General features: G+C 70.0%; 22 protein-coding genes and 1 pseudogene. 10 read left to right on the top strand and 13 right to left on the bottom strand.

The features are described from left to right. The first annotated feature begins 390 nt into the window (after positions 1–390). Positions 391–2307, top strand: coding sequence for a Xaa-Pro dipeptidyl-peptidase (locus D7044_RS30335; RefSeq protein WP_233565182.1), 1917 nt, complete (start codon positions 391–393; stop codon positions 2305–2307). Positions 2308–2387: 80 nt separating this feature from the next. On the opposite strand, the gene D7044_RS30330 is transcribed toward D7044_RS30335, so the two are convergent. From D7044_RS30330 to D7044_RS30305, 6 genes are all read right to left on the bottom strand, one after another. Continuing rightward, a complete protein-coding gene (locus tag D7044_RS30330; protein WP_120690933.1) occupies positions 2388–3266 on the bottom strand; it encodes a dihydrodipicolinate synthase family protein in 879 nt (292 codons plus the stop codon). Further along, positions 3263–4288 (bottom strand): sialidase family protein, encoded by a 1026-nt coding sequence (locus tag D7044_RS30325; RefSeq protein WP_120690932.1) that lies wholly within the window; start codon positions 4286–4288, stop codon positions 3263–3265. Before D7044_RS30325 ends, D7044_RS30330 begins: the two co-directional genes overlap by 4 nt. After that, positions 4285–5811: a tripartite tricarboxylate transporter permease gene (locus D7044_RS30320; RefSeq protein ID WP_120690931.1), complete on the bottom strand. Its 1527-nt coding sequence runs from the start codon at positions 5809–5811 to the stop codon at positions 4285–4287. The genes D7044_RS30325 and D7044_RS30320 overlap by 4 nt, the downstream gene beginning before the upstream one ends. Next, positions 5808–6224, bottom strand: coding sequence for a tripartite tricarboxylate transporter TctB family protein (locus tag D7044_RS30315; RefSeq protein WP_158610044.1), 417 nt, complete (start codon positions 6222–6224; stop codon positions 5808–5810). Before D7044_RS30315 ends, D7044_RS30320 begins: the two co-directional genes overlap by 4 nt. A 62-nt stretch (positions 6225–6286) precedes the next feature. Next, the gene (locus D7044_RS30310; RefSeq protein ID WP_120690929.1) at positions 6287–7255 is read right to left on the bottom strand and encodes a tripartite tricarboxylate transporter substrate binding protein; all 969 of its coding nucleotides are present in this window, start codon (positions 7253–7255) and stop codon (positions 6287–6289) included. Further along, a complete protein-coding gene (locus D7044_RS30305) occupies positions 7252–7935 on the bottom strand; it encodes a GntR family transcriptional regulator (RefSeq protein ID WP_120690928.1) in 684 nt (227 codons plus the stop codon). Before D7044_RS30305 ends, D7044_RS30310 begins: the two co-directional genes overlap by 4 nt. 570 nt (positions 7936–8505) lie before the next feature. Here D7044_RS30305 and D7044_RS30300 point away from each other — a divergent pair. The 4 genes from D7044_RS30300 to D7044_RS30285 all read left to right on the top strand — a co-directional run bounded on the left by D7044_RS30300 (position 8506) and on the right by D7044_RS30285 (position 12327). Beyond that, complete coding sequence (locus tag D7044_RS30300; protein ID WP_120690927.1) at positions 8506–11169, top strand: glycoside hydrolase family 97 catalytic domain-containing protein; 2664 nt, start codon at positions 8506–8508, stop codon at positions 11167–11169. Between the two features lie 150 nt (positions 11170–11319). Beyond that, positions 11320–11646: a PadR family transcriptional regulator gene (locus tag D7044_RS30295; protein ID WP_120680915.1), complete on the top strand. Its 327-nt coding sequence runs from the start codon at positions 11320–11322 to the stop codon at positions 11644–11646. Then, positions 11643–11999, top strand: coding sequence for a DUF1048 domain-containing protein (locus D7044_RS30290; protein ID WP_120680913.1), 357 nt, complete (start codon positions 11643–11645; stop codon positions 11997–11999). The genes D7044_RS30295 and D7044_RS30290 overlap by 4 nt, the downstream gene beginning before the upstream one ends. Position 12000: 1 nt before the next feature. Further along, entirely contained in the window at positions 12001–12327 is a 327-nt protein-coding gene (locus D7044_RS30285; protein WP_120690926.1) for a DUF1048 domain-containing protein, read from the top strand. Between the two features lie 151 nt (positions 12328–12478). On the opposite strand, the gene D7044_RS30280 is transcribed toward D7044_RS30285, so the two are convergent. Then, positions 12479–14299, bottom strand: a complete 1821-nt coding sequence (locus D7044_RS30280) for a CocE/NonD family hydrolase (protein WP_120690925.1) — start codon at positions 14297–14299, stop codon at positions 12479–12481. 307 nt (positions 14300–14606) lie between these two features. On the opposite strand from D7044_RS30280, the gene D7044_RS30275 reads away from it, so the two are divergent. Further along, positions 14607–15752: a serine hydrolase domain-containing protein gene (locus D7044_RS30275; RefSeq protein WP_233565175.1), complete on the top strand. Its 1146-nt coding sequence runs from the start codon at positions 14607–14609 to the stop codon at positions 15750–15752. Positions 15753–15904: 152 nt separating this feature from the next. Continuing rightward, the gene (locus tag D7044_RS30270) at positions 15905–16117 is read left to right on the top strand and encodes a transcriptional regulator (protein ID WP_233565174.1); all 213 of its coding nucleotides are present in this window, start codon (positions 15905–15907) and stop codon (positions 16115–16117) included. Positions 16118–16481: 364 nt separating this feature from the next. On the opposite strand, the gene D7044_RS30265 is transcribed toward D7044_RS30270, so the two are convergent. Then, the gene (locus tag D7044_RS30265; protein WP_233563327.1) at positions 16482–17225 is read right to left on the bottom strand and encodes a peptidoglycan-binding domain-containing protein; all 744 of its coding nucleotides are present in this window, start codon (positions 17223–17225) and stop codon (positions 16482–16484) included. A gap of 304 nt (positions 17226–17529) precedes the next feature. Beyond that, positions 17530–18321: a helix-turn-helix domain-containing protein gene (locus D7044_RS30260; RefSeq protein ID WP_120690923.1), complete on the bottom strand. Its 792-nt coding sequence runs from the start codon at positions 18319–18321 to the stop codon at positions 17530–17532. A 232-nt stretch (positions 18322–18553) separates the two neighbouring features. Here D7044_RS30260 and D7044_RS30255 point away from each other — a divergent pair, with 232 nt between their 5' ends. After that, entirely contained in the window at positions 18554–19504 is a 951-nt protein-coding gene (locus tag D7044_RS30255; RefSeq protein WP_120690922.1) for a patatin-like phospholipase family protein, read from the top strand. Positions 19505–19659: 155 nt separating this feature from the next. Next, the gene (locus D7044_RS30250) at positions 19660–20034 is read left to right on the top strand and encodes a DUF302 domain-containing protein (protein ID WP_147437430.1); all 375 of its coding nucleotides are present in this window, start codon (positions 19660–19662) and stop codon (positions 20032–20034) included. Between the two features lie 127 nt (positions 20035–20161). Here D7044_RS30250 and D7044_RS30245 read toward each other — a convergent pair whose 3' ends face one another. Then, a complete protein-coding gene (locus D7044_RS30245; RefSeq protein ID WP_120680897.1) occupies positions 20162–21088 on the bottom strand; it encodes an oxidoreductase in 927 nt (308 codons plus the stop codon). A gap of 80 nt (positions 21089–21168) precedes the next feature. On the opposite strand from D7044_RS30245, the gene D7044_RS30240 reads away from it, so the two are divergent. After that, the gene (locus D7044_RS30240; RefSeq protein ID WP_120690921.1) at positions 21169–21837 is read left to right on the top strand and encodes an acyl-CoA-like ligand-binding transcription factor; all 669 of its coding nucleotides are present in this window, start codon (positions 21169–21171) and stop codon (positions 21835–21837) included. Here the strand turns inward: D7044_RS30240 and D7044_RS30235 are convergent. The 3 genes and pseudogenes from D7044_RS30235 to D7044_RS30225 form a co-directional block, all read right to left on the bottom strand. Continuing rightward, positions 21803–22984 (bottom strand): Cmx/CmrA family chloramphenicol efflux MFS transporter, encoded by a 1182-nt coding sequence (locus D7044_RS30235; protein ID WP_120690920.1) that lies wholly within the window; start codon positions 22982–22984, stop codon positions 21803–21805. The two genes, D7044_RS30240 and D7044_RS30235, sit on opposite strands and share 35 nt — an antisense overlap. Positions 22985–23263: 279 nt before the next feature. Further along, positions 23264–24802: a TROVE domain-containing protein gene (locus D7044_RS33345; protein WP_120690971.1), complete on the bottom strand. Its 1539-nt coding sequence runs from the start codon at positions 24800–24802 to the stop codon at positions 23264–23266. Positions 24803–24877: 75 nt separating this feature from the next. Continuing rightward, a pseudogene (locus tag D7044_RS30225) lies at positions 24878–25004 on the bottom strand (IS5 family transposase); the annotation flags it as partial.

Genomic DNA, 25004 nt, shown 5'->3' with positions numbered 1-25004 from the left:
CGTCCAGGAGTGGCCGGTTCCCGGCCGCGGTGATTCGGGCAGATCACGCGACGGAGCTCGCGGTCCTGGGCATGAGTGCACACTCGACCACCACGCGGGTGGGGCGCGCCGGCCGGACGTCCGTCGTACATGCCGCGTGACCTGCGCGGACGAGATTTCGACAGATGCAGGACGCCTTCGGTGGAGATCGAAGGAGGTCTTGCAGGAAGCTTCGTATACAACATACGCTCCCCGAAGTCGCCGACCGAACGTCTTCGTGGCGGGCACCTCGGCCATCGCCGACTCCGAGGTCTTCGACGACTGGCCGCATCAGCCGGAAACCCGCCCGCGTCACCGGCCAGCCGGCGGTCCCGACACGTCATGCCCTACTCACCGAAGGAGCTCGTGACCATGCATCTCCACGTCCATCGACCGCGACGATCACGATCACGGAACTGGCTGTCCGGTACCGCAGCGCTGGCGCTCGTCGCCTCGCTCGGGTTCGCCTCCCCGGCGGCCGGCGCCCCGCAGCAGCCGACCGGACAGCGTCCGGTGTTCGAGAACGGCCGAGCCCAGCCGGTCTACGCCGGTGAAGAGATCATCACCCAGAACGTCTGGGTCGAGGTCAAGGACATGGACACCGACCGGGACGGCGCCGATGACCGCATCCGGGTGCAGATCCGGCGGCCGGCATCGACCGACCAGGGCGTCCAGCTGCCGATCATCATGCAGGCCAGCCCCTACTGGGGCGAAGGCGGGGAGTTCCTGAACAACGACGTCGAGGTCCCGCTCTACGCGCCGAAGCGGCCGGGCTACGCCAAGCCGCCGGATCCCGGCCCGTTCCCGTACTTCCCGCGGCCGGAGAAGCCGTACGACGGCACCGAACCGCCGCACCAGACGATCAACGGCGGGACGTACCAGAACGAGTTCCTGCAGCGCGGCTTCATCTTCGCCCACGCCCAGATGCTCGGTACGGGCAGCTCGACCGGATGCCCCACCGGGGGCGGTCCCGACGAGCACAACTCGCTCAAGGCGGTCATCGACTGGTTCAACGGCCGGGCCGACGCGTACGACATCGACGGCAACCGGGTGAAGGCCGACTGGACCACCGGCAAGGTCGGGATGATCGGCACCTCCTACGACGGCACCCTACCGATCGGGGTGGCCACGACCGGTGTGAAGGAGCTGCGGGCGATCGTGCCCATCGCGGCGATCTCCAGCTACTACGACTACCGCCGGATGAACGGCGCGCCGATCTCGACCAACACCAACGTCGGGGGCGACCAGAACTCCAACCACAACTCCAACCTCTCCCGGAAGTACCCCGAGGTGTGTGACTACACCAAGGAGCAGGTCCGGCGGGGTCAGGACCGGCTCACCGGCGAGTACAACGAGTGGTGGCACGAGCGCAACTACCTGCCGAACATCGGCAAGATCGCCGGCGGCGTCCTGGTGCAGCACGGCCTGAACGACCAGAACGTGAAGCTCCGCAACGCCGCCCAGCTCGTCGACGCGCTGGAGGAGAACGACATCCCGCACCAGGTGTGGCTGCACCAAGGCGGGCACGGCGACCGGGCGCTCTCGAACAACCGGGCAGCCTGGCTGGACCTGCTCAACCGCTGGTGGACGTACTGGCTGCACGGGGTACAGAACGACGTGCTGGACGAGCCCGCGGCAGTGGTCGAGCGGGAAGACGGCACCTGGACGCCGTACGACAGCTGGCCCGCGCCCGGCTCGGCCTCCACGCCGCTCTTCCTCGGCGCGAGTGGCGACAACACCACTGGCAAGCTCTCGCTGACCCGCAACGTCAAGGGCAAGCCGGTCACCGAGAGCTTCACCGACGACATGACGATCGACGCGACCACCTTCGCCAGCGCGGAACAGTCGCCGAACCGCCTCGCCTACCGCACCGCGCCGCTCACCAAGCCCGTCCACCTCAGCGGGACGGTGCACCTGTCGACCCGGATGTCGATCGACGCTCGGGCCGCGATCGTCAGCGCGATGCTGGTCGAGTACCCGAAGTCGGGCAACCCGAAGATCATCGCGCGGGGCTGGTCGGACCCGTTGAAGCGGTTCGGCCTGGATCGCAGCTACGGCATCAAGCCGGGAGCCCCGTTCGAGCACGACTTCGACCTGCAGCCGCACGACTACGTGTTCAGCGAAGGTAGCCAGATCGGGCTCGTCGTGTACTCCAGCGACCGGGTCTTCACCCTCCGGCCACCGCCGGGCACGAAGCTGAACCTGTACACGCACCACAGCCAGACCAGGGTCGACCTTCCGATCGTCGGCGGCGCGTCCGCCCTCAGGTCCGCCCTCGGCGGCAGGTAGGACCCGGTTGCCTCGGCCCGGTCCGGGTGGCGGGTCTCCGCCACCCGGACCGCGGACCGGGCGCTCCTGGAGGCGGGCAGTCAGAGCAGGTCGGCGACGTCGGCTTCGAGCGCGCGGCGGTCCTCGGGGGAGATCGGGTCGAGTGGGGCGCGCAGCCCGCTGGCGGGCAGGCCGCGCAGTTCGAGGACCGCCTTCAGGTGGGCGAGGTTGCCCTGTCCGGTGGCGGCGACGGCGCGGCGTGCGCGCTCCCGGGCGACCGTCAGCGCCGCCGTGTCCCCGGAGCGCAGGGAGTCGCGTACCTCGAGGAAGGGCGCCGGCAGCGCGGAGCTGACGCCGGAGACCACACCCGCCGCCCCGAGGTCGACCACCTCGGCGAACTCCGCGTCGGCCCCCGAGTAGACCGGAACCGCCCGGCCGTCGAGCGCGGCGAGGTACCGGCCGACGACGGCGCTGCCGGCACCACTGATCTTCACTCCGGCGAGGCCCGTGTCGACCAGCCGGGCCAGCAGGGCGGGCGTCACCGACGTGGTCGTCCGCGCCTCGAAGAGGTACCCGTAGACGGGTACGCCGGCGGCCCGCGCGACCAGGGTCTCGTAGTACGAGAGCAGGGCCGACTCGGTGGCGGCGTAGTAGTGCGGGGTGAGCGCCGCGAGACGCCGGGCGCCGCGCTCCACGGCGGCCTCGGTGAGACCGGCCGCCTGGTGGCGGGACGCCGCGCCGACGTGCCAGTACGTCCGGTCCGGACCGAAGGCGTCACTGGCGGCGGCGCAGACGGCCAGCCGCTCGTCGTCGGTGAGAGTGGTGAACTCGCCCGTCGTTCCGGCGACGAAGACGCCGTCCAGGGGCGCCTGCGCCAGCTGCGCGTAGGCCGCCTTGGTCGCGCCGAGGTCCAGGACACCCTCCGAGTCGAAGAGGGTGGGCACGGCGCTGATCAGGTTGGCGTCGGGGTAGGTGCTCATCGATTGCTCCGGTTCGAAGGGGTGAGAAGGGCGAGCGCGATCCGGCGGCGCTGCCAGGTGTAGGTGACGGCGAGCCCGCCGCGGGTCCGGACGAGGCACGGGTAGGAGAACTCGTTGGCGCCGGTGGTGGTGACGCCCGCGTCGGCCGGCTGGTAGGTCTCGTCCCCGGCGTGGTCCCGCGATTCCTCAAGCGTCACCCAGGGCTCCCAGGTGGTGCCGTCGTCGGTCGAGGACGAGATCAGCAGCGGCGCACGCGACGCCCAGTCGCCGCTGGTCGGGTTGTGGGCGAGGTACACCGTGCCGTCACGGGTGCAGAGGCTGATGCCGGAGTTGTTGTTGGGGACGTCGCTCAACACACCGGCGGACCAGGTCTCCCCGTCGTCGTCGCTGCGGGAGGAGACGAGCCGGCCGGCCGTGCTGCGGGCGAGCAGACGGATCTGCCCCGTGCCGGCCCGCCACAGCGCGGGCTGGATGATCCCCGCGCCCGGGAAGGTGTCGTGGTCGATGGCGATGTCGTCGGTACGCCGCCACGACCGGCCGTCGTCGTCGCTGATGTCGACGAAACAGTCCCACCGCGGCGTCCCCGCCCACGTCTCGGTGGAGGCGCCGGCGAGCAGTCGGCCGGACGGCAGGCGAACCGGTGGCGTGCGTACCGGTCCACGTCCGCCCGGCGGGTCAGGGGCGAGGGGGCGCGGCGTCGACCAGGTCCGGCCGGCGTCCACTGAGGTGGCGTGAAACGTCCGCCACGCGGAAATGGTCTCGCCCACCTTGAAGAACAGGCGCAGCGCGCCGGACTCCTGCCGGTGCAGCACCGGGTTCCAGCACGGCGCCAGGTCGCCGCTGACCACCCGGGGTGCGGTCCACTCACCACCGGCCCGAACGCTGAGCCAGATCCGCGAGTCGGCGGCTCCTTCGTGCTCACCCTGGAACCAGGCGACCACGAAGGAGCCGGATACCTGGCAGAGCGTGCTGCCGTGGCACTGGCCGGGCACATCCCGTACGACGAAGTGCTTTTCGATCAACTGCCGACCCCGGCGGGCTGCCGCGGCTCCGGCGTACCCGGTGGGGACGGGCGTTTCCGCGCCTTCATCCGGGAGCGGATGCGGGGCACGGCGATGGCCAGGACCGCGGCGACGAGGAGGACGACGGCGATCGGACTGGTGTAGATCGTCTCCAGTCCGCCGAGCTCCATCGAACGACGAAAGTTACGTTCCGCCAGGGGTCCGAGGATGAGGCCGAGGACGATCGGTCCGGCGGGGATACCGAATCTGCGCAGCAGCAGGCCGACGACGCCGAAGAGGAGCATGAGGCCGACGTCGAAGACGCTGTTGTTGACCGCGTACGTGCCGACGATGCAGAAGGTGACGATGACGACCCACAGGAAGCGGGTGGGTAGCTCGAGCAGTTTGGCGACTCCCCGCATCCGAAGGAGGCTGAGGCCGAGGGTCAGCAGCGTCGCGAAGATCAGAATGCCCGAGATCGAGTAGACCAGGTCCGGGTGCTGCGAGAAGAGGCTGGGACCGGGCTGGATACCCCAAATGATCATCGAGCCGAGCATCACGGCCATCACCGAGTCCCCCGGGACACCGAGGGCGAGCGTGGTCAGCACAGACCCGCCCACGCCGGCGTTCGACGACGAGTCCGCGGCGGTCAGCCCCTCCAGCGAACCCTTGCCGAAGAGTTCGGGCTCCTTGGAGACCCGTCGCGCCTGGTCCCAGGCGACGATGCCGCCGATGTCACCACCGGCCGCCGGCAGGATGCCGACGATGGTGCCGACCGCCGATCCCACCGCGACGGGCTTGATCATGGACCGGTTCTCGGCCTTGTTCGGCCACCAACGGCCGAAGCTGCGCACCGCCTCCTGCTGGGCGTGCCCGCGTTCGACCATCTGGCTGAACACCTCGGTGATGCCGAACAGGCCGATGATGACCGCGATGAACGGGATGCCCTCGACGAGTTGCGGGATGCCGAAGGTGAAGCGGTCGGAGCCGTCGAGGGGGTCGCGGCCGATGGTGCCGAGGGCGAGGCCGAAGAGACCCGCGAGAAGACCCTTGACGATCTTGCCGCCCGAGACCTCGATCATCATGGTCAGCCCGAAGACCACGAGAGCGAACATCTCCGGCGACCCGAACTCGAGCGCCAGGTTGCTGAGCGGGACGGCCGCGGCCATCAGGACCGCGATACCCACCAGCCCGCCGATCGCCGAGGCGTACGCCGACGCGGTGAGCGCGATGCCCGCTTTGCCCTGGCGGGCGAGCGCGTAGCCGTCGAAGGTGGTCGCGATGGAGGCGGGGGTGCCGGGGGTGTTGATGAGGATCGCCGGGATGCGGTCGCCGAACTGCGCGGCGACGAGGATGGTCAGGAGCACCGCCAGGCCGGGCAGCGGATCCATGGTCAGAGTGAAGGCGCTGGCGAGGGCGACCGCCATGGTGGCGCTGATGCCGGGGAAGGCGCCGACGAGCATGCCGATCGCGGCCCCGGCGAGGATGCACAGCGCGATCTGAGGGGTGAACAGAGCGCCGAAGCCGTCGAGGAGAGCGTTCATACCGGAACCCTCAGGAGGAGCGCGAACAGGGCGTAGAGCACCACCGTGATGCCGGCGGGAAAGAGGATCAGGTCCTTGATGCCGCGGCCGCCCGCGATCCAGGTGAGGGCGGCCACGAAGACCATCCCGGAGACCAGGAAGTGGATGTAATACCAGAGCAGGCCGAAGGCGAGGGTGGCCAGGACGAAGCCGGCCACCCGCAGCACGCCGACCCGGGTGGCCGGCTCCACGTCGTCGCGCTTGGGGGTGGCGAGAAACGCGAGGACGATCTGCAGCACCGACAGGGCGATGATTCCGGTGCCCAGCGCCTCGGGCCAGATGCGGGGACTGACGGCGAGGGCACGGTCAGGCAGCTCGATCGCGCGGGCGAGCACGAGGATCACGACGCCCAGCGCCAGGAAGACGGCTCCCACTGCTGCCTCGCGCCACGGCGAGGCAGCAGTCCGGTCACCCTCGGGGGTCGGGTGAGCGGCGGTCATTTCTGGTAGATCTCACCGAAGCGCTGGAACTCCGCCTGCGTGAACGCGGTGGCGTCCTTCGGTGAGGTCGCCATCGGAGTGTTGCCCGCCTTGGTCATCACGTCGGTGAAGGTCGCCGAGGAGGCTGCCTTGTGCACGGCGTCGGCGAGTCGCTGCTTGACCTCGGCCGGCAGGTTCGCGGGGGCGCCCATGAGGCCCCAGCCACCGATGACGACGTCGACGCCGAGTTCCTTCCCGGTCGGCACGTCGGGCAGTGCGGCAACCCGCTCCGGGGCCAGCACGGCGAGGACCCGCAGTCGGCCGTCCTTGGCGGCGGCACCGGACTCACTCACACCCGCCATGACGGCCTTGACCTCGCCGGACACTCCGGCCGCCACGGCCGGTGCACCACCGTCATACGGGACGGGCTTGAAGGTGACCCCCGCCGACTCCCCGAGAGCGAGGGTCGCCGCCTCCCAGATGGCCCCGGCCCCGGAGTTCGCGACGGTGATCGTGCCCGGAGCGGCCTTGGCCGCGGCGACGAACTCCGCGAGCGTCTGGTAAGGACTCTCCGCCGGGACCGAGAGGGTCGCAGGCGCGTTCATGACCTGACCGAGGATGGTGTACTGGTCGGGCTTGATGTCGGCGCCCTGGTGCCCGAGCATCGCCACCTCGACGGGAATGAACCCGATGCTGTACCCGTCCGCCGGTCGGTCCTTGAGGTAGGTGAGGCCGACACGGCCCCCGCCGCCCGTACGGTTCTCCACCACGATCGACTTTCCGAGGTCGGACTCCAGCTCCTTGGCGAGCGTCCGGGCGGTCAGGTCCGAACCACCTCCGGCTCCCGCATGGACGATGAGGGTGAGGTCCTTCGACGGGTAGTTCGCGGAGGAGGTCTCTCCCCCGCCGCCACGGTTGGCACAAGCGGTGACTGCGAGACTCGTGGCGACGGCCAGCGCGGCTATCGCGACCCTTCTTGATCTCATGAGTCGTTCTCTTTCTGCAGGGGTGGTGGGGGGACGGCGGACTGCAGCCGCGAACAGGTCGTCTGCAGGTGACGGTGCAGTTCGACCTTGACTTCGGCGACCTTGCCCGCGGCGATCAGCCCGGCGAGGTCGCGGTGCTCCCGCGCCGACGGCGCGAGGTCGTCCATGCGCTTGCCGGAGGCGTACAGCAGGCCCTCGATGGTGGGACGGAACTGGTTCCACAGGACGCCGAGCCGGGTCAGGCCGGCGGCGTCGAAGAAGGCACTGTGGAAGCGGATGTCCGCCGCCGTGAAGTCCGTCGAGCTGCGGTCGGCGACCGCCGCGTCCATGTCGGCGAGCGCCGCGTCCAGATCACGGGCGAGGTCGGCTCGCCCGGCGGCGATGGCCCGCTCGACCGCCAGCAGCTCGAAGGACTCGCGCAGCGCCATCAGCTCGTCGATGTCAGCCGCGGTGAGCGAGCGGGTCGCGACGTTCCTGCCGGTGCCGGCGACCAGCCCCTCCGCGCGCAGGATCTTGATGGCGTCCCGGACCGGGCCTCGGCTGACCCGGAACGACTCGGCCAACTCCTCCTCGACGAGGCGGGTGCCGGCGGCGAGTTCGCCCATGATGATGCGGCGGCGCAGCTCGCCGGCGAGCCGCTCCCCAAGGGACTCCACCCTGATCGGACTGACGTTCAGCACTGGACCTCCCGGTAACTGTTAACAGTTAACACTTGACTTCGATGACGGTCAACGGTTGACAACGGCATGGTCTCCAATGCCCGCCACTGCGCCCCGCACCCGCAACGCCGCGCGATTCCGGGCCAGCCCGCGAGCGGGGCAGCGAAACCGAAGCCCTCCTAGCCGCACATGGGACGACAACATCGAACGCCAGTACTCCCTTGTGGACATCGCGGTCGTCCGTGGCGAGCTTGGCTCGAATGCGTTACCTCAGCGCTACGGAACGGTTGCTCACCGGCGAGATCGTCCCTTAGGCTCCGGGTCGCGAGACCCACGCACAGGCCCTCGCGAGCGGCACCCCTGTTCGATCCTGTTGGATTCGTGCCTGGACAGGAGGGAGGTCCACTCCCCCACGCCGGCCCTCTCAGCCGACTTCCCGCCGGCATGGACAACGCGACCGCGGACAGGCCGAACACCCGCACCTGCCGACACAGGCGACTCCCTGCCGTCAGTCACCTCCGGCTCCCGCCCCGCCCCGTGCCTGCCGGTTCGGCCTCCGCCGATCGAACCCAGGCGCAGAAGGGAAGACCCATGCGCGCGCACAGCTCGCGGCACCGGTTCCTCGTCCGCTGCGTCGTACCACTGCTCGCCGCCGCCGCGGCCGCGGTGCTGCCCACCTCCGCCACGGCTTCGCAGACCGCCACCACCTGGTCCGTCAGGGGGCCGTCACCGGCCGCTCCGGTATCGGCGACGGTGGCGCTCAACTCCGCCGGCGGCTTGACGCTCGCCGTCGCCCACAAGGGAACGACCGTGCTCGCGCCCGCCGCGATCGGCCTCGAGACCACGGCCGCCGACCTGACGAACGGTCTGACGTTCCTCCGCCGCACCGACCGGATCGTGACCGAGAACTACGTCATGACGACCGGGAAGCAGCGCGCCCGGCACGCCAGGATGGCGGAGTCGACGCTCTCGTTCGCCGGCGCCGAGGGCACGCGGATGGATCTCGTGCTCCGCGTCTCGGGCGACGGGGTGGCGTACCGGTACGTCCTGCCCGACACCGACGGCCTCACCGTCACGCGGGAGGCATCGTCGTACGCCCCACCCGCCGACGCGCCCGCGTGGCTGCTGCCGTACACCGCGAACTACGAGGCGACCCGGGTCGAGACGACCGCCGGCGCCGCCGCGGCGGGCGACTTCGGCTTCCCGGCGCTGTTCGACGTGGACGGCACCTACGTCCTGCTCACCGAGTCGGACGTCGACGGCCGGTACTCGGGTGGCCGCCTGACTCACCAGGCGGGATCGGGGACCTACACGATCAAGCTCGCCGACGCGGAAATCACCTCACCGGGCCCGTTGGCCACGCCCTGGCGTACCGCGATCGTGGGCGACCTGGCCACGGTGACCGCCTCGACGCTGGTCGACGACCTGGCGCCGGCATCGAAGCTGACCGACACCTCATGGATCCGCCCGGGCACGGTCGCCTGGTCGTGGCTCTCCGAGCATGCCAGCCCGCGCGACCCGGTACGCCAGAAGCAGTACGTCGACTTCGCCGCCCGCAACGGCTGGTCCTACATCCTGATCGACGAGGGTTGGGACCGCAGCTGGGTGCCGGACGTGGTGCGCTACGCGCGCGCCCGAGGCGTCGAGGTGCTGCTCTGGTTCCACTGGACGGCGCTGGACACCGCGCAGGAGCGCGACGCCACCCTCTCGCTGGTGAAGTCCTGGGGCGTCGCCGGGGTGAAGGTCGACTTCATGGACTCGGACTCCCAGGCCCGGTTCCAGTGGTACGACGACATCCTCCGCAAGACGGCGGAGATGCGGCTCATGGTCAACTTCCACGGCGCGACCATCCCCCGCGGAATCCAGCGGACCTGGCCACACGTCATGACGCTCGAGGCGATCCGCGGCGCGGAGCAGTTCCGTACCCGGGCCGCGACCAACACGATGTTCCCGTTCACCCGCAACATCGTCGGCGGCATGGACTACACCCCGGTCGCCTTCGTCGTCTCCGACCGCGACACCACGGACGCGCACGAGGTGGCGACGTTCCTGGTCTACGAGTCGGGCTGGCAGCACGCCGCGGACAAGCCCGAGAACTACGACTCGCGGCCCGAGGCGCTGCGGACGCTGAATCAGCTCCCCACGACGTGGGACGAGACGCGACTGCTCGGCGGACGCCCCGGGCAGGAGGCCTACCTCGCCCGACGGGCAGGCGAGCGGTGGTACGTCGGTGGGATCTCGGCCGTACCCGCGAAGACGTTCGAGACGCCGCTGACGTTTCTCGGCAAGGGCCGATGGCTCGTGGAGACCCTCCGCGACGGTCCGCACGGCCTGGTCCGGGAGGCCCGCGTCGCCGACTCGGACGACGCACTGTCGGTGCCCGTGGCGACCAACGGCGGGTTCGTCACGGTGATCTGCGAATACACCAAGGGAATGTCGACCTGTGACCAGCCGGTACGGCGGGTGCCCCAGACGGATCTCATGGTGACCCCCGCCCAGGCGGAGACGCGACCGGGTAGCACCATCGACGTACGCGGCACCTTCACCCTCCCCGCGGGCGGGCCGATCCGCGATGTGCAGCTGCGGGTGCTCCCGCCTGCGGGCTGGACGGCCGGCGGCGCGACGGTCTCGGCGAAGCACATCCGGGCCGGCGAATCAATCAGCGGCGCGTGGACCGTCACCGCCGCGACGAACGCGGACCCCGGGTACGTGGACGTCCCCGTCGTCGCCACCTACCGCTTCCCGGACGATCCGCAGCGCCGCCCGGTCCACGTCGAGCAGGCAGTACGAGTGTTCGTGCCGCCGCCGAATCCGAGCGGAGCGGCGTACGTCAGCGACCTGCCGTTCCTGAGCGAGAGCAACGGATGGGGACCCGTCGAGCGGGACCGGTCCAACGGGGAGATGGACGCCGGCGACGGGCTGCCCCTGACCATCGCCGGCCGGGCCTTCGCCAAGGGCATCGGCACTCACGCGCCGAGCGAGGTCACCGTGTGGCTGGGCGGCACGTGCAGCCAACTGCAGGCCGAGGTGGGCATCGACGACGAGGTAACCGAGTCCGGCTCGGTCGCGTTCCAGCTCTTCGGCGACGGCCGGCAACTCGCCGACACCGGGGTCGTCCGGCGCGCCGACGGGGCGCGCCCGCTCGCCGTCGACGTCGGCGGAGTGCGCATGCTGACCTTGAAGGTCACCGACGGTGGAGACGGTAAGAACTTCGACCACGCCGACTGGGCCGACGCCCGGGTGACCTGCGCGTAAGCGGCGACGGCTGAGCCGCCGTGCCTGGCGAAGGGCCAGGCCGGGGATCCGTTCGGCCGCTACTTGGTACTACCGCATAGCGGTACTCGGTGTTACCGTATAGTGGTACTCGGTACCACGAGGTACCAGGGAGATCGCAGAGGAGCCGCGATGGACGGCCTGACGGAGATGCTGAAGGGCACGCTCGAAGGCTGCGTGCTCGAAATCATCGGCGGCGAGGAGACCTACGGGTACGCCATCACGCGCCGACTGAACGAGCTCGGCTTCACCGACGTCGTCGAGGGAACGGTCTACACCATCCTGCTGCGGCTGGAGCGCAACGGACTCGTCCAGGTGACCAAACGGCCGTCCGAGGTGGGGCCGCCGCGCAAGTTCTACGTACTCAACGACGCCGGGCGTGAGGAACTCGCGGCGTTCTGGGCCAAATGGCAGTACGTCTCATCACGCATCGACAGTCTGAAGGAGGGCCCCAGATGAACTTCTGGGAGACCATCACGGGCAGCGATCTCACCAGGGACTGGAAGGCGTTCGAAGCCCGGGCAGCGGCACTGCCGGCCGACTACCAGGCCGCGTGGAACCAGATCGTCGGCAACCTCTTCGCCTACGGGAACTTCACCGGTCGCAACCTGATGCCGATCCTCGACGCCGCCCTCGGGCTGCTCGAGGAAGCAGCGGCAGACGGGCAGAGCGTCCACGAGGTGCTCGGCGACGACATCCCCGGCTTCTGTGCGGCGTTGGCCGGCGGCGAGGGGGCCCGAACCTATCGCGACCGGTGGCGCGAGCAGTTGAACCGGAACGTCGCAAGGAAACTGCGTCGGCTGGGAGGTTGACATGGGCATCCAGGACATGATCGAGGGCAAGAAGCAGTGGCGGGCGCACGTGGCTCGGGTCAAGGCGCTCCCGCCGGACTACCAGATCGTCTACAAGGAGATGCAGCGCTACCTGTTCAAGGTCGGACCGACCGACCTCGCCGGCGAAGACCTGCTCCCCGGGATCGTCGACTTCTTCGAGGAGGGCGCCGCGGCCGGCAAGGGAGTGCTGCAACTCATCGGCAGCGACGTCGCCGCCTTCTGCGACGACCTGATCAAGGAATCGCCCACCTACGCGGACGTCTACCAGAAGTCCCTCAACGGCAACCCCGGCACCGACGAGAAGTAAGACCGCCGCCCCGAGCGGCGTCGGCGTGAGACCCGAAGGCCTCCTGGTCGCCGGAGCCGTCGCTGGACGGCTCCACCGGACAACCAGGAGGCCTTCGTCGTCACGTCCGACCGCGCCGACTCGTTCCGGCGGGCAGCAGACAGCCGTTTCGTCAGCGCCGGTGGGGCAGCCTCAGCGGGAAGGTGCCGGGGCCGACGTCGCTGAGCGTCGTGGTATTCGCCGCCAGGTACCGGTCCAGGTACGGCGAGCGATCACCCTGGGTCGGCACGTCGAACCGCGGGTCCTGCACGTCGAGAGCGAGCCGCGCGTCGGAGACCTTGATGGTCTGCCCGGAAGGAACGTCCCGCCAGCCGGATGCGCTCACGGTCCCAATCTGCACGCCCAGCCGGTGCCCCCGCTCGAAGGTCCAGTCCGTCGCCTTCAGCTCGACCGAGGTCGTCCGGCCGCCGCCCAGCAGCGCGGCGTTCTCGTCGAACATCGTCGCCGTGCCGTCCGGGGCGACGTCCCAGAGCCGTACCAGCACGTTGCCCTGACCGGTGGTCCTCAACGTGACCTCCGGCGTGGCCGTGATCCGCACCTGCTGCGTGACGGGCGTGGACCAGCTCCAGTAACTGTTGCCGACCGTGCCGGCGAGGTTCGGCCCCGTCTGGGCCTGCGGACCCGCCGTCGGCGCGGCCTCGAGGTCCCAGCCCTTGGCCTGCGGCGTCGCCATCAGCCGGCCCGCGCTCTGCGTGGCGCCGTCGTCGTCGACGTACTTCCCGGACGACAGCCGCACCTGGTAGGAACTGCTCGCCTTCGGCCAGGTCGCCTGCGCCCGCCAGTTGGCGAGGCTGTCCTCGACCGCGAACGCCGGGTCGACCACCGAGGGCTTGATGCCGCGCAGGTACTGGTCGTAGAACCTCATCACCTCGTCGAACCAGCCCGCCCGACCCATCTTGAGCCGACCCTCGGCGTCGGTGTCGTTACCGCGGACGTGCTCCCACTGGCCGAGCCAGCCGCGCTCCGGACCCTTGTGGTTGTCGAGGTACTGCTCCATGTCCTCGGGCTTGGTGTTGTCCTCGATGAAGCCCGACGTGACGAAGAGCGGTGTGTGGGTCCCGACCGCGCGAGCGGCGAAGTCGCGGGCCCGCCAGAACGGCGACGTCGGATCGGGATCCTGCGTGTCGGTCATGTTGTTGCTCAGGCACTCGGGGTGGCTCGCCTCGTACGCGGCGTTCGCCTTGTACCGATCGCTGTCATCGGCCAGCGGCGCCATCGTCGCGATCGAGCCGTACCCGCGCGGGCTGCTGGTCGCGTTAGAACGCGGCACCCCATTGCTGAACAGGTAGTTGTACCTGTTCCACGTCGGCTCCTGGGCGACGATCGCGCGCAGCGGCTTGAGCTTGAGGACATTGGCCGCCAGGCCGGTGTTGGCGTCGTACGACTTGCCGTACATGCCCACCTTGCCGGTCGACCAGGGCCGGCTCGCCGCCCACTCGACGGCCGCCTTGACGTCGGCCTGCTCCCCCGGGCCGAGGAAGTCCAGGCAACCGGTGCTCCCACCGAAGCCACGCAGGTCGACCATGACGAAGGTGTACCCGCGCGCCATCAGGTCGGCGCCGTCGATGAAGTCCTGGAAACGCGCCGACGGCCCAACCCGGTCCCACCCCTCGGGGTCGGTCTGCCCGGCGTGCGCGAAGTACGGGCCCACCGACAGGATCACCGGCGTCTTCACGTGCGCCGGCAGGTGCGCCGGGCGCAGCACGTCGGCGTGCAACTCGACCCCACTGCCATCGGAGGACGGGAAGTACGCCTCCGTCCACGCCGCCCCCTCCGGCACCCGTGGGTTCTCCTCGTGCGTGATCGGCGCATCAGCTCCGACGGCGATCGGCGCAGCCTGCGCCGCCGCGGGTGACCCACCCGCACCGACGGTCGTGATGACGGCCAGCGCACCGGCCGCCGAGACGACCGACACCTTCCTGCGAAGGTTCATCTACCCTCCCCGTGCTCAGCTCCAGACGATGATCCGCCCGGCTAGCCATCGAGGCTAACGGATCTCTACGGCTGTGTCTCCCTTCGACCAACGGTCTGCTGTCGTTCGTTGTCAGGCGCACCGTGACAGGGCTGGACCGACCCGGTGGTGGGGCTAACCCCAGGTCAGGCTTCGGGTTCACCGGCTGGTGAGGCCATCGACGCTCTTCGTACGGTCGAAACACAGTCAACCTTCCCGAGAGGAGCTCCAAGTGAGCGCACGTTCCGCAGCCCGGAGGGCAGTCAGGTGGCGGAGGGTCGTCGCCGCTGTGACGGCCGGCGCGGTGCTGGCCGCCGCGGTCGGCGGTGCGGCCGGGGCCGCCGCGCCGCAGGCCCCGGATCAGCGGTCCACGGCCACGGTGCTGCAACACGGCCTCGACGATCTGCACGACCTCGGCGTATCCGGAACGCAGGGCCTGGTCCGCGACGGACACCGGGTGACCGTGGCCCGCAGCGGGGTAGCCGACGTGGAGACCGGCGCGCCGATGCCGAACGACGGGTACTTCCGAATCGGCAGCGAGACGAAGACGTTCGTGTCGGTCGTGCTGCTGCAACTCGTCGGTGAGGGCCGGCTCAGGCTGGACGACCCGATCGAACGATGGTTGCCCGGTGTCGTCAACGGCAACGGCAACGACGGCCGGCACGTCACCGTGCGCCAGCTCCTGCAGCACACCAGCGGCCTCTACGACCCCACCGGCGACCTCGACGCGCTGCGGTCGGCCGAGGATTTCCTGGCGCACCGCTTCGACCACTACACCGAGGCGCAGCTGGTGGCGATGGCGATGCAGCACGAGCCGCTCTTCCCCGCCGGCACGCACTGGAGCTACTCGAACACCAACTACCTCGTGGCCGGGATGCTGATCGAGAAAGTCACCGGAGACCGGTGGCACACCGAGGTACGCGCCCGGATCCTGAAGCCGCTGCGCCTGACCGACACGTTCTACCCCGGCGACCGGCCGACCCTGCCCCGGCCGCACGCCGAGGCGTACCAGCAGTTCGCGCCGGGCGAGCCACTGGTCGACACGACCGTCTTCAATCCGACCGCGGCGGCCTCGGCCGGCGGCCTGGTCAGCACCACCACCGACCTGGCCCGCTTCTGGCAGGCGCTGGGGCGCGGCCAGCTGTTGCGGCCGGCACAGCTGGCCGAGCTGCACCAGACCGTGCTGGCCGAGACGGTCCAGGGCGTCCGCTCCGGCATCGCCTACGGGCTGGGCATCATGTGGATCCCCAACCGCTGCGGCGGCTACTGGGCCCACTTCGGTGACATGCCCGGGGTCAGCACCCTCAACGCGGTCTCGCCGGACGGGCGCCGCTCGGCGGTCTTCTACCGGGCGACCGTGCTGGCCGACCCGGAGCGGGCCTCGGCGGTGATGCAGCGGGAGATGGAGCTGTTGGACGACCTGATCTGCGACTGACGGCCCTCCGGGGAGAGCGCGACGCACGCCCGTTCGGCGGTGCCGAGGATGTTCGTGGCACCGCCGACCGGGCGTGCGATGTGTCGGTCGCGCGCTGCCAGGCACCGTTGGTGGCGGTCCCATCGCAGACAGGCCGCGCCGGCTCCCGCACGGTGACCGCCGAGGCAGTCCTCGCCAACCGCGTCGACCTCCGCGGATACCCCCACCGGCTGCTCTCCGTCGTGTCCCACCGCGGAATCGGCGGCGACCAGGTCACCCAAGCCCTGGCGGCTGCCGAGGTGCCCGAGTCGTTCGGCTGGGAACTCGTGACCGTCTCCGAGTTCGCCAGTAGCAGGCTGGTGCACGCCGTCCTCCGTCGCAGATGACGAAGGCACACCCGGAGCGGGTCCGCGAGGGTTCCTCGTCGGGTTCTCGCCGGTGAGCCCGACGGTCAGGCGGCGCGCACCATCCGGCGGCCGAGCGTCACGATGAGGCCCACCAGCACGCTGGCCAGCACCTCCACTGCGATCTTGATGAGGATTGCGCTCATGTTGATTCACTTTCGGGTGGATTTGTAGCGGTCCACCGAAAGCTAAACGCGGCCGGCCAACAGCAGGTGTACAGCCGACGACCGTTGGCCGCCGCGCCGGTTCACACCGGCTTGCCGTCCCCTGGTCACGACGGGGTCCGGTGTCCGGGCGGACGGCAGGCGGGTGAGTCGGCACGCCGGTTCAGCTGACTTCCCACCGATCAGAGGGTGCGCTGATACTCCTCCCAGGTGCGCTTGGGGCTGACCACCGGGCCGTCGTCGGCGCCCCGATTCGCCAGTCCGTTGCGGCCGAGGTAGTAGTCGCCGGCCTGGTTGCGCGCACCGGTGGACTGGTCGGTGTCGGCGAGCGCGATGGCGTGGATGTGATACCCCCAGTCCCCCTGGGCGGGCGTGCGCAGCCAGGCGGCGAAGCCCACCGTACGCAGCCGGCGCAGCACCTCCGTGCGGGTGGCCGAGGAGAGCCCGCTGACCGACAGGTCGAGCGCACCACCGCCGTCGTGGGTACCCGCCGAAGCGTCCACACCCGAGTTGTACGAGCCCTGCGTGATGCTGAGCTGCCAGCCGAGCAGACGTTCGGCCTCGAACAGCATCGCTCTGGTGCGGGTGTTGACCTGCACACCACGCAGGCTCACCACACTGCCGGGCGAGAGCACCTTGACCACGCCGTAGCGCTGCTCGCCGAGCAGCCGCAGCGACGTCACCCCGGGCAGCCCGGTCGCGTCGAGCCCGGTGTAGCCGAGCGACCGCTGGTACGCGGCGTACGCGGCGACCGTGCTGGTGCCGAAGTGCCCGTCGACATAGGTCGAGGACAACAGGCCCTTGGCCTGCAGCGCCCGCTCCACCAGCAGCACGCTCTCCTTGGCGCCGTCGGTGAGCGCGGTGTCCGGCCGACGCGGATCGATCTGCGCCGCCTTGATGAGCGCCTCCATGTCGACCTGCGGCAAGGCCGCTGCGGCGGGACGGGCCAATGGTCCGGCAGCGACGACCGCCGCACCGGCACCAACGAGTAGACGCCTTCTGGTGATCACTTGTCCTCCATCCAGAGCTCGCCGCGGGCGGCGTGGCCCCCGGGCCACCACCCTCCACGCACCCCGCACATGTCGACAATCTTCGAACTGCCCGCACATCGTGACATTAAATTTCATCGATGTGAAGCTTCGCGCATTCGTTCGGCGCGGCCCTGCCGCCGCAGCCATCCGGCCCGGCGATGCCGATCAGCCTGCTCGTGCGCGGCGCCTCGAAGCTGACCTAGGCGCGGCGGCGCAGGATGGTCTCGGTCTGCTCGTCGGCGGGGAAGAACAGCTCAACGGAGAGGTCGGAGAGGGTGACGTCGACCGCGGTCCCGAACGTGCTCAGCAGGCTGAACATGGACAGCTCCTCGCCGCCGAGCTCCAGCCGCCAGGACAGCACCGGATCGTCCACCTTCTCTGAGGGGAGGTTGCTCCAGGTGCGCCGCTCCGGGATGGCGGGCCAGGTGGCGATCTCCTCGGCAAGCTCGGTGAGGCTCGGATCCTGGGTCCGCACGGCCGCCCGATCGAGCCGGCGCAGCAGGTACGCGGACCACTGCGGGAAGTTGCGGGTACGGCCGGCCAGCCCGTCCGGGTGCAGGGCCGTACGGAAGATGTTGGTCGGCACCCCGCGCACCTGCTCGGGGATGCCGGCGACGAGCCGGCGCGCGGCGCGGTTGCTGAGCTGCACGTTCCACTGCCGGTCGATGGCGAGGCCGGGGTACGGGTCGTGCGTGTCCAGGAGCGCCTGCACCGAGGCCCGGATGCGGGACAGCTCCGGCCCGCTCAGCGAGGTCTCCGGATAACGGGGGGCGTACCCGGCCGCCAGCAGCCAGTCGTTGCGCTCCCGCAGCGGCAGGTCCAGATGCTGGGCGATCTTCATCAGCAGGCCGGCGCTCGGCTTCGACTTGCCCAGCTCGACGAAGCTCAGGTGGCGGGGTGAGATGCCGATCTCGTACGCCAGGTCCAGCTGGCTGCGCCGGGCCAGTCCCCGTTGCCGGCGGATCAGGTCTCCGACCTTCGCAGCTCTCACGGAACGTCACGATAGCCGGGTGGCGGGCGTCGAAACGAGTACCTGCCAGGTATTCGCGTCCGCTACCTCCGGGCGGGCAGGATGGCGGCACGCCCAAGCCCGAACGCCCCTCCTCGACGGCACCTACGACGGCCCACCAGCGAATCCGGGCCGCACGGTCGTGATCTGCGGCGTCCGGGCGTCCGGGCGGTTATCGGATGAGCCGGCACAGACAGGAAAAGAAGGTGCAACGGTGACCGCCACTGTCCTTCAGCTGCTACGCAACCGCAAGCAAGAGTCGAGCCTTCCCGGTCGGCGCAACGACGACGCGCGCCTGGTCCTACTGATCGAAGGCGGCAGCTCCCGTGGCGCCTACTCGAGCGGCATGACGATCGCCATCGAACAGCTCGGGCTGCTACCCCTCTTCGACGCCGTCTACGGCAGTTCCATGGGAGCGCTGAACGCCGCGTGGCTGCTCTGCGGCCGCGCCGAGAGCAGCAAGCACGCCTGGTGGGATCCGATCATCATGCGTACGACCATCAACCCCACGCGGGCGCTGCGCCGGCAACCGATCGTCGACACCCAGTTCCTCATCCACACCGTGTACACCGAGATCCTGCCGCTGGGGTTCCAGGAGATCCTCGACAGCCCGGTCGAGTTCCACCCGATCGCCACCGACGCGCTCACCGGCCAACCCGTCGACCTGCACCAGCAGATCCACGACCGGTCCAGCCTGCAGGCGGCGCTGCGCGCGTCGACGGCGATGCCGCTGCTCGCCGGCGAACCGGTCGAGGTCGACGGCCGGCTCTTCGTCGACGCCGGGTTGAGCGAGGCGGTCCCGGTGCGGACGGCCCTCGCGCAGCAGGCCACCCACGTCGTCGCGCTGCGCACCCGCCGTACCGACGAGATCGCATCGGCCCCGTCCCGCGCGGAACGCCTGCTGATGTCCCGGTGGTTCGCCCGACGCGCCCCGGGCGCCACCGAGACGTGGTTGCGCCGCGAAGCCATGCGAGCCGAGGAGGAGCAGTTGCTGGCGTCGCACCCGGCGACCCTGCAGATCCGCCCACCGCTGGGCAGCGCGAAGATCGGCCGTACCGAGCGACGCCCGCACCTGCTCCGCGCGGCAGTGGAGACCGGCCGGCAGGCCGCGTTCGACGAGCTGAGCCGCCTCGAAAGCGCCTCGATCGCCTACGCCCCGAGGTGACCCGGCGCGGCGCTGCTCGCCTCGGCGGTCCACCGCCGGTCCTGGCCAGCAGGGGCAGGTTTGTCGGCGAACCTGACCGAACGGGACCCGGTTGCGGACATGATGAAGGAGGTTTCCGCGACACAGAAAGCGGGGCGGTCGTGAACGACGGATTGGTGACCAAGCGCAGCCCACACGACGTCGGCGAGACGATCTCCGCGCTGCGGACGGCGGCGGAGCGGATGGGCGCCGTGGTGGCGACGGTGGTCGATCACGCGGCAGCCGCCCGCAAAGCCGGGCTGGACATGCCCGAGACACAGGTGATCATCTTCGGGAACCCGCAGGTGGGCACGCCGCTCATGCAGGTCAACCCCGAGCTCGCCATCGACCTGCCGATCCGAGTCATGGTGCGCGACGACGGACAGCCCGGCTCGCTGGTCACCTGGCAGGACTCCGCCTACCTGGCCCAGCGGTACGGACTCGGTGAGGACCAGACCAAGCCCCTGAACGCCCAGCGCCTCGTCCAGTCCGTCACGGAAGCCGGCTCATGACGGCGACGAGGAGACGACCGGCTCGGTAGCGGGCGACGTGACGTACGCCCGGCACCGCTCCGGCCGGAGCCGCTCGAAGCAGGGGTTCCCCTTCTGACGCGGACGTGCGACGACCGCCTTCACCCGGTCAGCGCGACGGCCGGAGCGCTGCGTACCGCACTCCCGTGGCCTGTTCGGACAGTTCCCAGAGGCGGCGGCCATTCTCGGGGTCGGTCGCGGCCGGCGACAGTTCGCCGGTCACCGGGTGTCCGCGTAACTCGCCCGGCCCGTCGGGAACGATGAGTTGGCCTGAGCGGGCGTCGGGGTCGGTTGCGGCGAACAGTTGAGGCAGGGCGCCACGGTCGGCGGGTTGCGCCAGCAGCGGGTTGCCGAGCCTGCCCAGCAGGAGGCGCCACCCCGCGGTGGTGGCACTGAACTGTAGGTTCGTGGCGGTGTAGCCGGGGTGGGCGAGGATGCTGCGAAGGGGGCTGCCCACATCGCGGAGACGACGATGCAGCTCCGAGCCGAAGATGGCGTTGGCCAGTTTGGACGAGTTGTAGACACCCATCGGCGAGTACCGCCGGGCGGTGTTCGAGGGCGGCTGGGCCCGACGGTGGTTGACCGAGGTCACGGTGACCACACGCGGGTCCCGGCCGGCCAGCAACAGGTCGAGCAGGAGACCGGTGAGGGCGAAGTGCCCGAGGTGGTTGGTGGCGAATTGCAGCTCATGGCCTTGAGGAGTGCGGACGTACGGGGTGGCCATCGTCCCGGCGTTGTTGACCAACACGTCCACCCGGTCGTGTGACGCGTGCATCCGATCGGCGAAGTCCCGGACCGAGTCGAGGTCGGCCAGGTCGAGCCGGCGCACCTCCCAGCCCGCACCGTGGGCGCCGGCGAGGGAGGTGGCTGCCGCACGGCCCTTCTCCTCGTCGCGTACGGCCAGCACCACGTGAGCGCCACGCGTGACGAGGGCCCGGGTGGTGACCAGGCCGAGCCCGCTACTCGCGCCGGTGACGACGAAGGTGCGTCCACTCAGGTCCGGAATGCGGTCCGCGGTCCAGCAATCAGCAGCCATACGCTCCACGGTGCCGTTGGTGGCACTGAGTGTCAAGACATGCGCAGAATGCCAGAATAGGCATGAGGTAGCATCGGCGCATGGCACCGAGGTCGGACACCACGCTGGCCGAACGCAAACGGCAGCTCGTCGCCGAGGAACTGCGCAACGCCGCCCTGATGCTGCTGGCCACCCGCGGCTTCGACGCGGTCACCGTCGACGACATCGTCGCGGCCGCCGGCATGTCTCGGCGCACCTTCTTCCGCTACTTCGCCTCCAAGGAAGACGTCGTCGTCCGCTTCATCGCCGACATGGGGACGGACGTCGTCGCCGAGCTCGCCGCCCGACCGAAAGACGAACCACCATCGGTCGCGCTGCGTCATGCCATCTGGCGACCACTCGCCGGCTGCGCCGACCAACCCGACCACGCCGAACGATCGCGAATCGTCGTCCGACTCATCCTGGACACGCCAGCCCTGCACGCCCGCTGGCTCGAACGCCAGATCCACTGGCGCGCCGGGCTGACCGCCGAACTCGCCGCCCGCAACGGCCTCGACCCCGACACCGACCCCTACCCGCACCTGGCCGCGGGCATGGCCATGCTGGCCCTGGACGCCGTGCTCCAGCAATGGCAGCCCGGCGACGACGAACAACGCCTGGCCGAGTTGACCGACCACGCGTTCGCCGTCGTAGCGCCGGCGCTCGACCGTCCCTCCGTCGGAGCGCCCGGGCGGGTCATCGATTCACCTGGCCGACGCCAGGTGCGATGAATCGCCGCAACGGCAAGGCGACAAGCAGCGCAACGGCAATCAGAAAGGCGCTGGCCCACACCGGACCGAGGTCACCAGCACCGGTCCCGAGGGTCGCCGCCGCAACGACGGGGCCGCCGGCAGCACCGACGTTGAGCGCCGCGGTCGCATACGAACCTCCCATGGTCGGAGCGTCCGCTGCCTCGTAGAGCACCCTGGCGATCAGGGTGCTGCCCAACGCGAACGAGAGCGTGCCCTGCACGAACGCGAGGAGCAGAAGCGCCACTGGCTGAACAGCAAGGCCCGCCAACGCCACCCAGCCGAGCAACAGCAACGGGCCACCCACCGCGATCACGACGCCGGGATGCTGATCGGCGAGCCGCCCCCCGAGATTGACGCCCGCGAAGGACCCGATACCGAAGAGCACCAGCACTACCGGTACCCACAGCTCACGCAGACCGGCGGTGCCGGTGACGATCGGAGCGAGGAAGGTGAACGTGGCGAAGGTGGCGGCGTTCACGAGAGCACCGAGCAACATGACCAGGACCAGCCTGGGCATCGCGAGCTGGGCGAGTTCAGCACGAAGAGACAGCCGAGCCGAAATACCCCGAGGGGCCGTCCCGGCACGCGAAGGTATGCCTCTCACCACACCGTAGGCGGCGGGAAGGGACAGCAGCGCGATCGCCCAGAAGGTTGCGCGCCAGCCGAGCACCGCGCCCAACACCGCACCGCCAGGAACGCCGGCGACAACGGCCACCGTCGTACCCGAGAGCAGCACGGCCAGTGCGCGCCCCTTCTGATCAGAGGCCACGAGCGTGGCCGCCGTGCTCAGCGCCACCGCCAGGAAGCCCGAGTTGGCCAGGGCGGCGACCATCCGGGTGATCAGCAGAACCGCGAAGCTCGTCGTGAGAGCGCCCGCGACATGGGCCACGGTGAAGACCAGCAGAAAGCCCAGCAGGCTGATCCGGGCGGACCACCGGCGGGCAAACGCGGCCATCAGCGGCGCGCCGACGATCATCCCGGCGGCGAACGCCGAGGTCAGAAGGCCGGCGCTGCCGACCGACACATCGAGACTTCGGGCGATGTCCGGCACCAGGCCGGCGAGCATGAATTCCGAGGTGCCCATGGCGAAGACGGCCACGGCGAGCAGATAGAGCGGCAGAGGCATCAGAAACTCCGAGGTGAGAGAGAACGAGGAGACGTCTCGTCACCGCGGCCAGCGCCCACGGGTGCACGCGGGATCCCGCCAGCAACAACTGGCAGGGAGCGGGCTAAGAACTCAGTGGTTCAGGGAGCTGACGGCGTGACCGAAAGCCCCCACCCTGGATGCCTCAGGGCTCGACATGCCGCCGACATTACTCGGAACCGCCGGTCATCGCGCAACCCCACCCGGCCTGAGCAACGCCGCGTGCGGCGCCGGCCTCGGGAGGCCGACGCCGCACGGACGTCAGAACGGCCACTGATCGCGGGACCCCGCCTCGATGAGCGGAATCATCGCGAACGCCGCGTCGGAGAGACCACCGAACGTGTGCCGGTTCCCCACCGTCGGCGTGTGACCGATCCGGTAGCCGGCCAGGTTCCAGGTGTAGACCGGAACCTGCGCGGGCACCGCGGCCGTCGCGTCCGCCGAGCCGTGCCAGTGCGCCTGCTCGTCGGTGAGGATGACCACCCGATCGTGCCGGTCGTAGTGCGCCCGAACCGCCTTCTCGGTCTCCGTCCCACCGCCGTAGAAGAAGCCGCCCTCCTTGAACCGGCGCACCGCCGCCAGCACCGACTCCCCCGCCACCGTGGGGAAGACCCTGCTGGCGTTGGAGAACGACACCACCGTCGCGTCGTGCGCACGGGCGGCCAGCGCAAGGCCGAACACCGTGGCCGCGTCCCAGCAACGCAGTGTCCCGTCCTTACTGAACGCACTGTGCATCGACCCCGACGTGTCGATCAGGATCAGGGTCCGCGCGTCCAGGGCCGGCACGTTCACCAGCGCCTGCTGCAACGCCTTCTCCAGCGGGTACGCCCACCGCAGGCTCGGCGCCGCGTTGTACGCCGACAGGAAACGCATCGGCAGCACCCGCGACCTCGCGACCTCACCCGGGTCGGAGAGCCTCGCCCCGATCGTCTCGGCGACGGCGTCGTCGACCCCGGCCTGGTCGAAGTTGCGCAGGTTGCGCAGCAGCGCCAGGTAGCCCATGGTCGGGATGATCGCCTCCCACGCCGGCGCGTCCATCGCGGCCTGCCGCCAGCCGGCGAGGGCCTCCCAGGTCATCCCGGCCGCGCCGAGCACCGCCGGGTCGACGGGCTCGCGGCGCTGCTCGACTGGCAGCGCCATCAGCTCGGCCCGGGCCGCCAGCATCCGCAGCGACACCGGCAGCGGGTTGTCGCGCTTGTGACGCCGGTCCAGCGCGTGCCGGAACAGGTCGCCCTGCTGCTCGTCCCTCGCCGTCGGGTGGGTCAGGTCGATGACGTCACCGAACCGCACCGCGCTGCCCTCGGAGTCGTACTTGAGCAGGTTGCGCTCGGAATACAGCCGCACGACGGCGTCGGCGATGCCCCGCTTGACCGGCTTCGGCAGCGCTCGCCCATGACGCCCCAGCCAGTAGGCCAGCGCCTCCCCCGGCTCGTCGGCACGCTGCAACGCCGCGTCCACGATCGCCCGGGATCCCGGCACGCCCGCCGCCACCTGGGCGCGAGCGCCCTCCAGGGCCGCCACCACCGCCGCCGACCGCAGCATCGCACCGGTACGCAGCCACGGCACGAACCGTGCGAACCACTCGGGGTCGGCGACCGCCACGGCCGCGACCAACTCCCGGAACCGCGCATCCCGGCCGGCGGCGCCCTCGTAGAAGGCGTCCTCACCGACCATGTTCGACACACCCAGCAGGAAGAGCTCGGTGCGTGGCTCGCGGGTGAACCCCGGTGCGCCCTCGGCGGTCACGATCCCGTCGGTCTCGTGCCGATCCTGGCGCAGCTTGACGTTGAACTTGGCCATCATTTCCCCCCATGCCCGTCGAAGACGGGAAGACGCCACCACGGCGCACACCCGAGACCAGAGGTCGGCGACGGACTAGGTCCTGTCTCGAAGTGCGTGTAGCCACTCGTTGATGGCGGTGACGTGGATGGTGGCTTCGTAGCGGACGGCCAGCTTGTCGTATCGGGTGGCCAGGCCGCGATGGCGTTTGAGCCGGTTGATG

Source organism: Micromonospora musae (assembly GCF_003626635.1).
Classification (GTDB): domain Bacteria; phylum Actinomycetota; class Actinomycetes; order Mycobacteriales; family Micromonosporaceae; genus Micromonospora; species Micromonospora musae.
This window is presented reverse-complemented; position numbering and strand designations above follow the sequence as displayed.

Bases quoted from the DNA above. Each gene is read 5' to 3' on its own strand.
- D7044_RS30330 (WP_120690933.1), bottom strand. From the start codon at position 3,266: ATGAGCACCTACCCCGACGCCAACCTGATCAGCGCCGTGCCCACCCTC.
- D7044_RS30285 (WP_120690926.1), top strand. From the start codon at position 12,001: ATGGGCATCCAGGACATGATCGAGGGCAAGAAGCAGTGGCGGGCGCAC.
- D7044_RS30310 (WP_120690929.1), bottom strand. From the start codon at position 7,255: ATGAGATCAAGAAGGGTCGCGATAGCCGCGCTGGCCGTCGCCACGAGT.
- D7044_RS30295 (WP_120680915.1), top strand. From the start codon at position 11,320: ATGGACGGCCTGACGGAGATGCTGAAGGGCACGCTCGAAGGCTGCGTG.
- D7044_RS30245 (WP_120680897.1), bottom strand. From the start codon at position 21,088: ATGGCTGCTGATTGCTGGACCGCGGACCGCATTCCGGACCTGAGTGGA.
- D7044_RS30280 (WP_120690925.1), bottom strand. From the start codon at position 14,299: ATGAACCTTCGCAGGAAGGTGTCGGTCGTCTCGGCGGCCGGTGCGCTG.
- D7044_RS30240 (WP_120690921.1), top strand. From the start codon at position 21,169: ATGGCACCGAGGTCGGACACCACGCTGGCCGAACGCAAACGGCAGCTC.
- D7044_RS30320 (WP_120690931.1), bottom strand. From the start codon at position 5,811: ATGAACGCTCTCCTCGACGGCTTCGGCGCTCTGTTCACCCCTCAGATC.
- D7044_RS30290 (WP_120680913.1), top strand. From the start codon at position 11,643: ATGAACTTCTGGGAGACCATCACGGGCAGCGATCTCACCAGGGACTGG.
- D7044_RS30235 (WP_120690920.1), bottom strand. From the start codon at position 22,984: ATGCCTCTGCCGCTCTATCTGCTCGCCGTGGCCGTCTTCGCCATGGGC.
- D7044_RS30300 (WP_120690927.1), top strand. From the start codon at position 8,506: ATGCGCGCGCACAGCTCGCGGCACCGGTTCCTCGTCCGCTGCGTCGTA.
- D7044_RS33345 (WP_120690971.1), bottom strand. From the start codon at position 24,802: ATGGCCAAGTTCAACGTCAAGCTGCGCCAGGATCGGCACGAGACCGAC.
- D7044_RS30335 (WP_233565182.1), top strand. From the start codon at position 391: ATGCATCTCCACGTCCATCGACCGCGACGATCACGATCACGGAACTGG.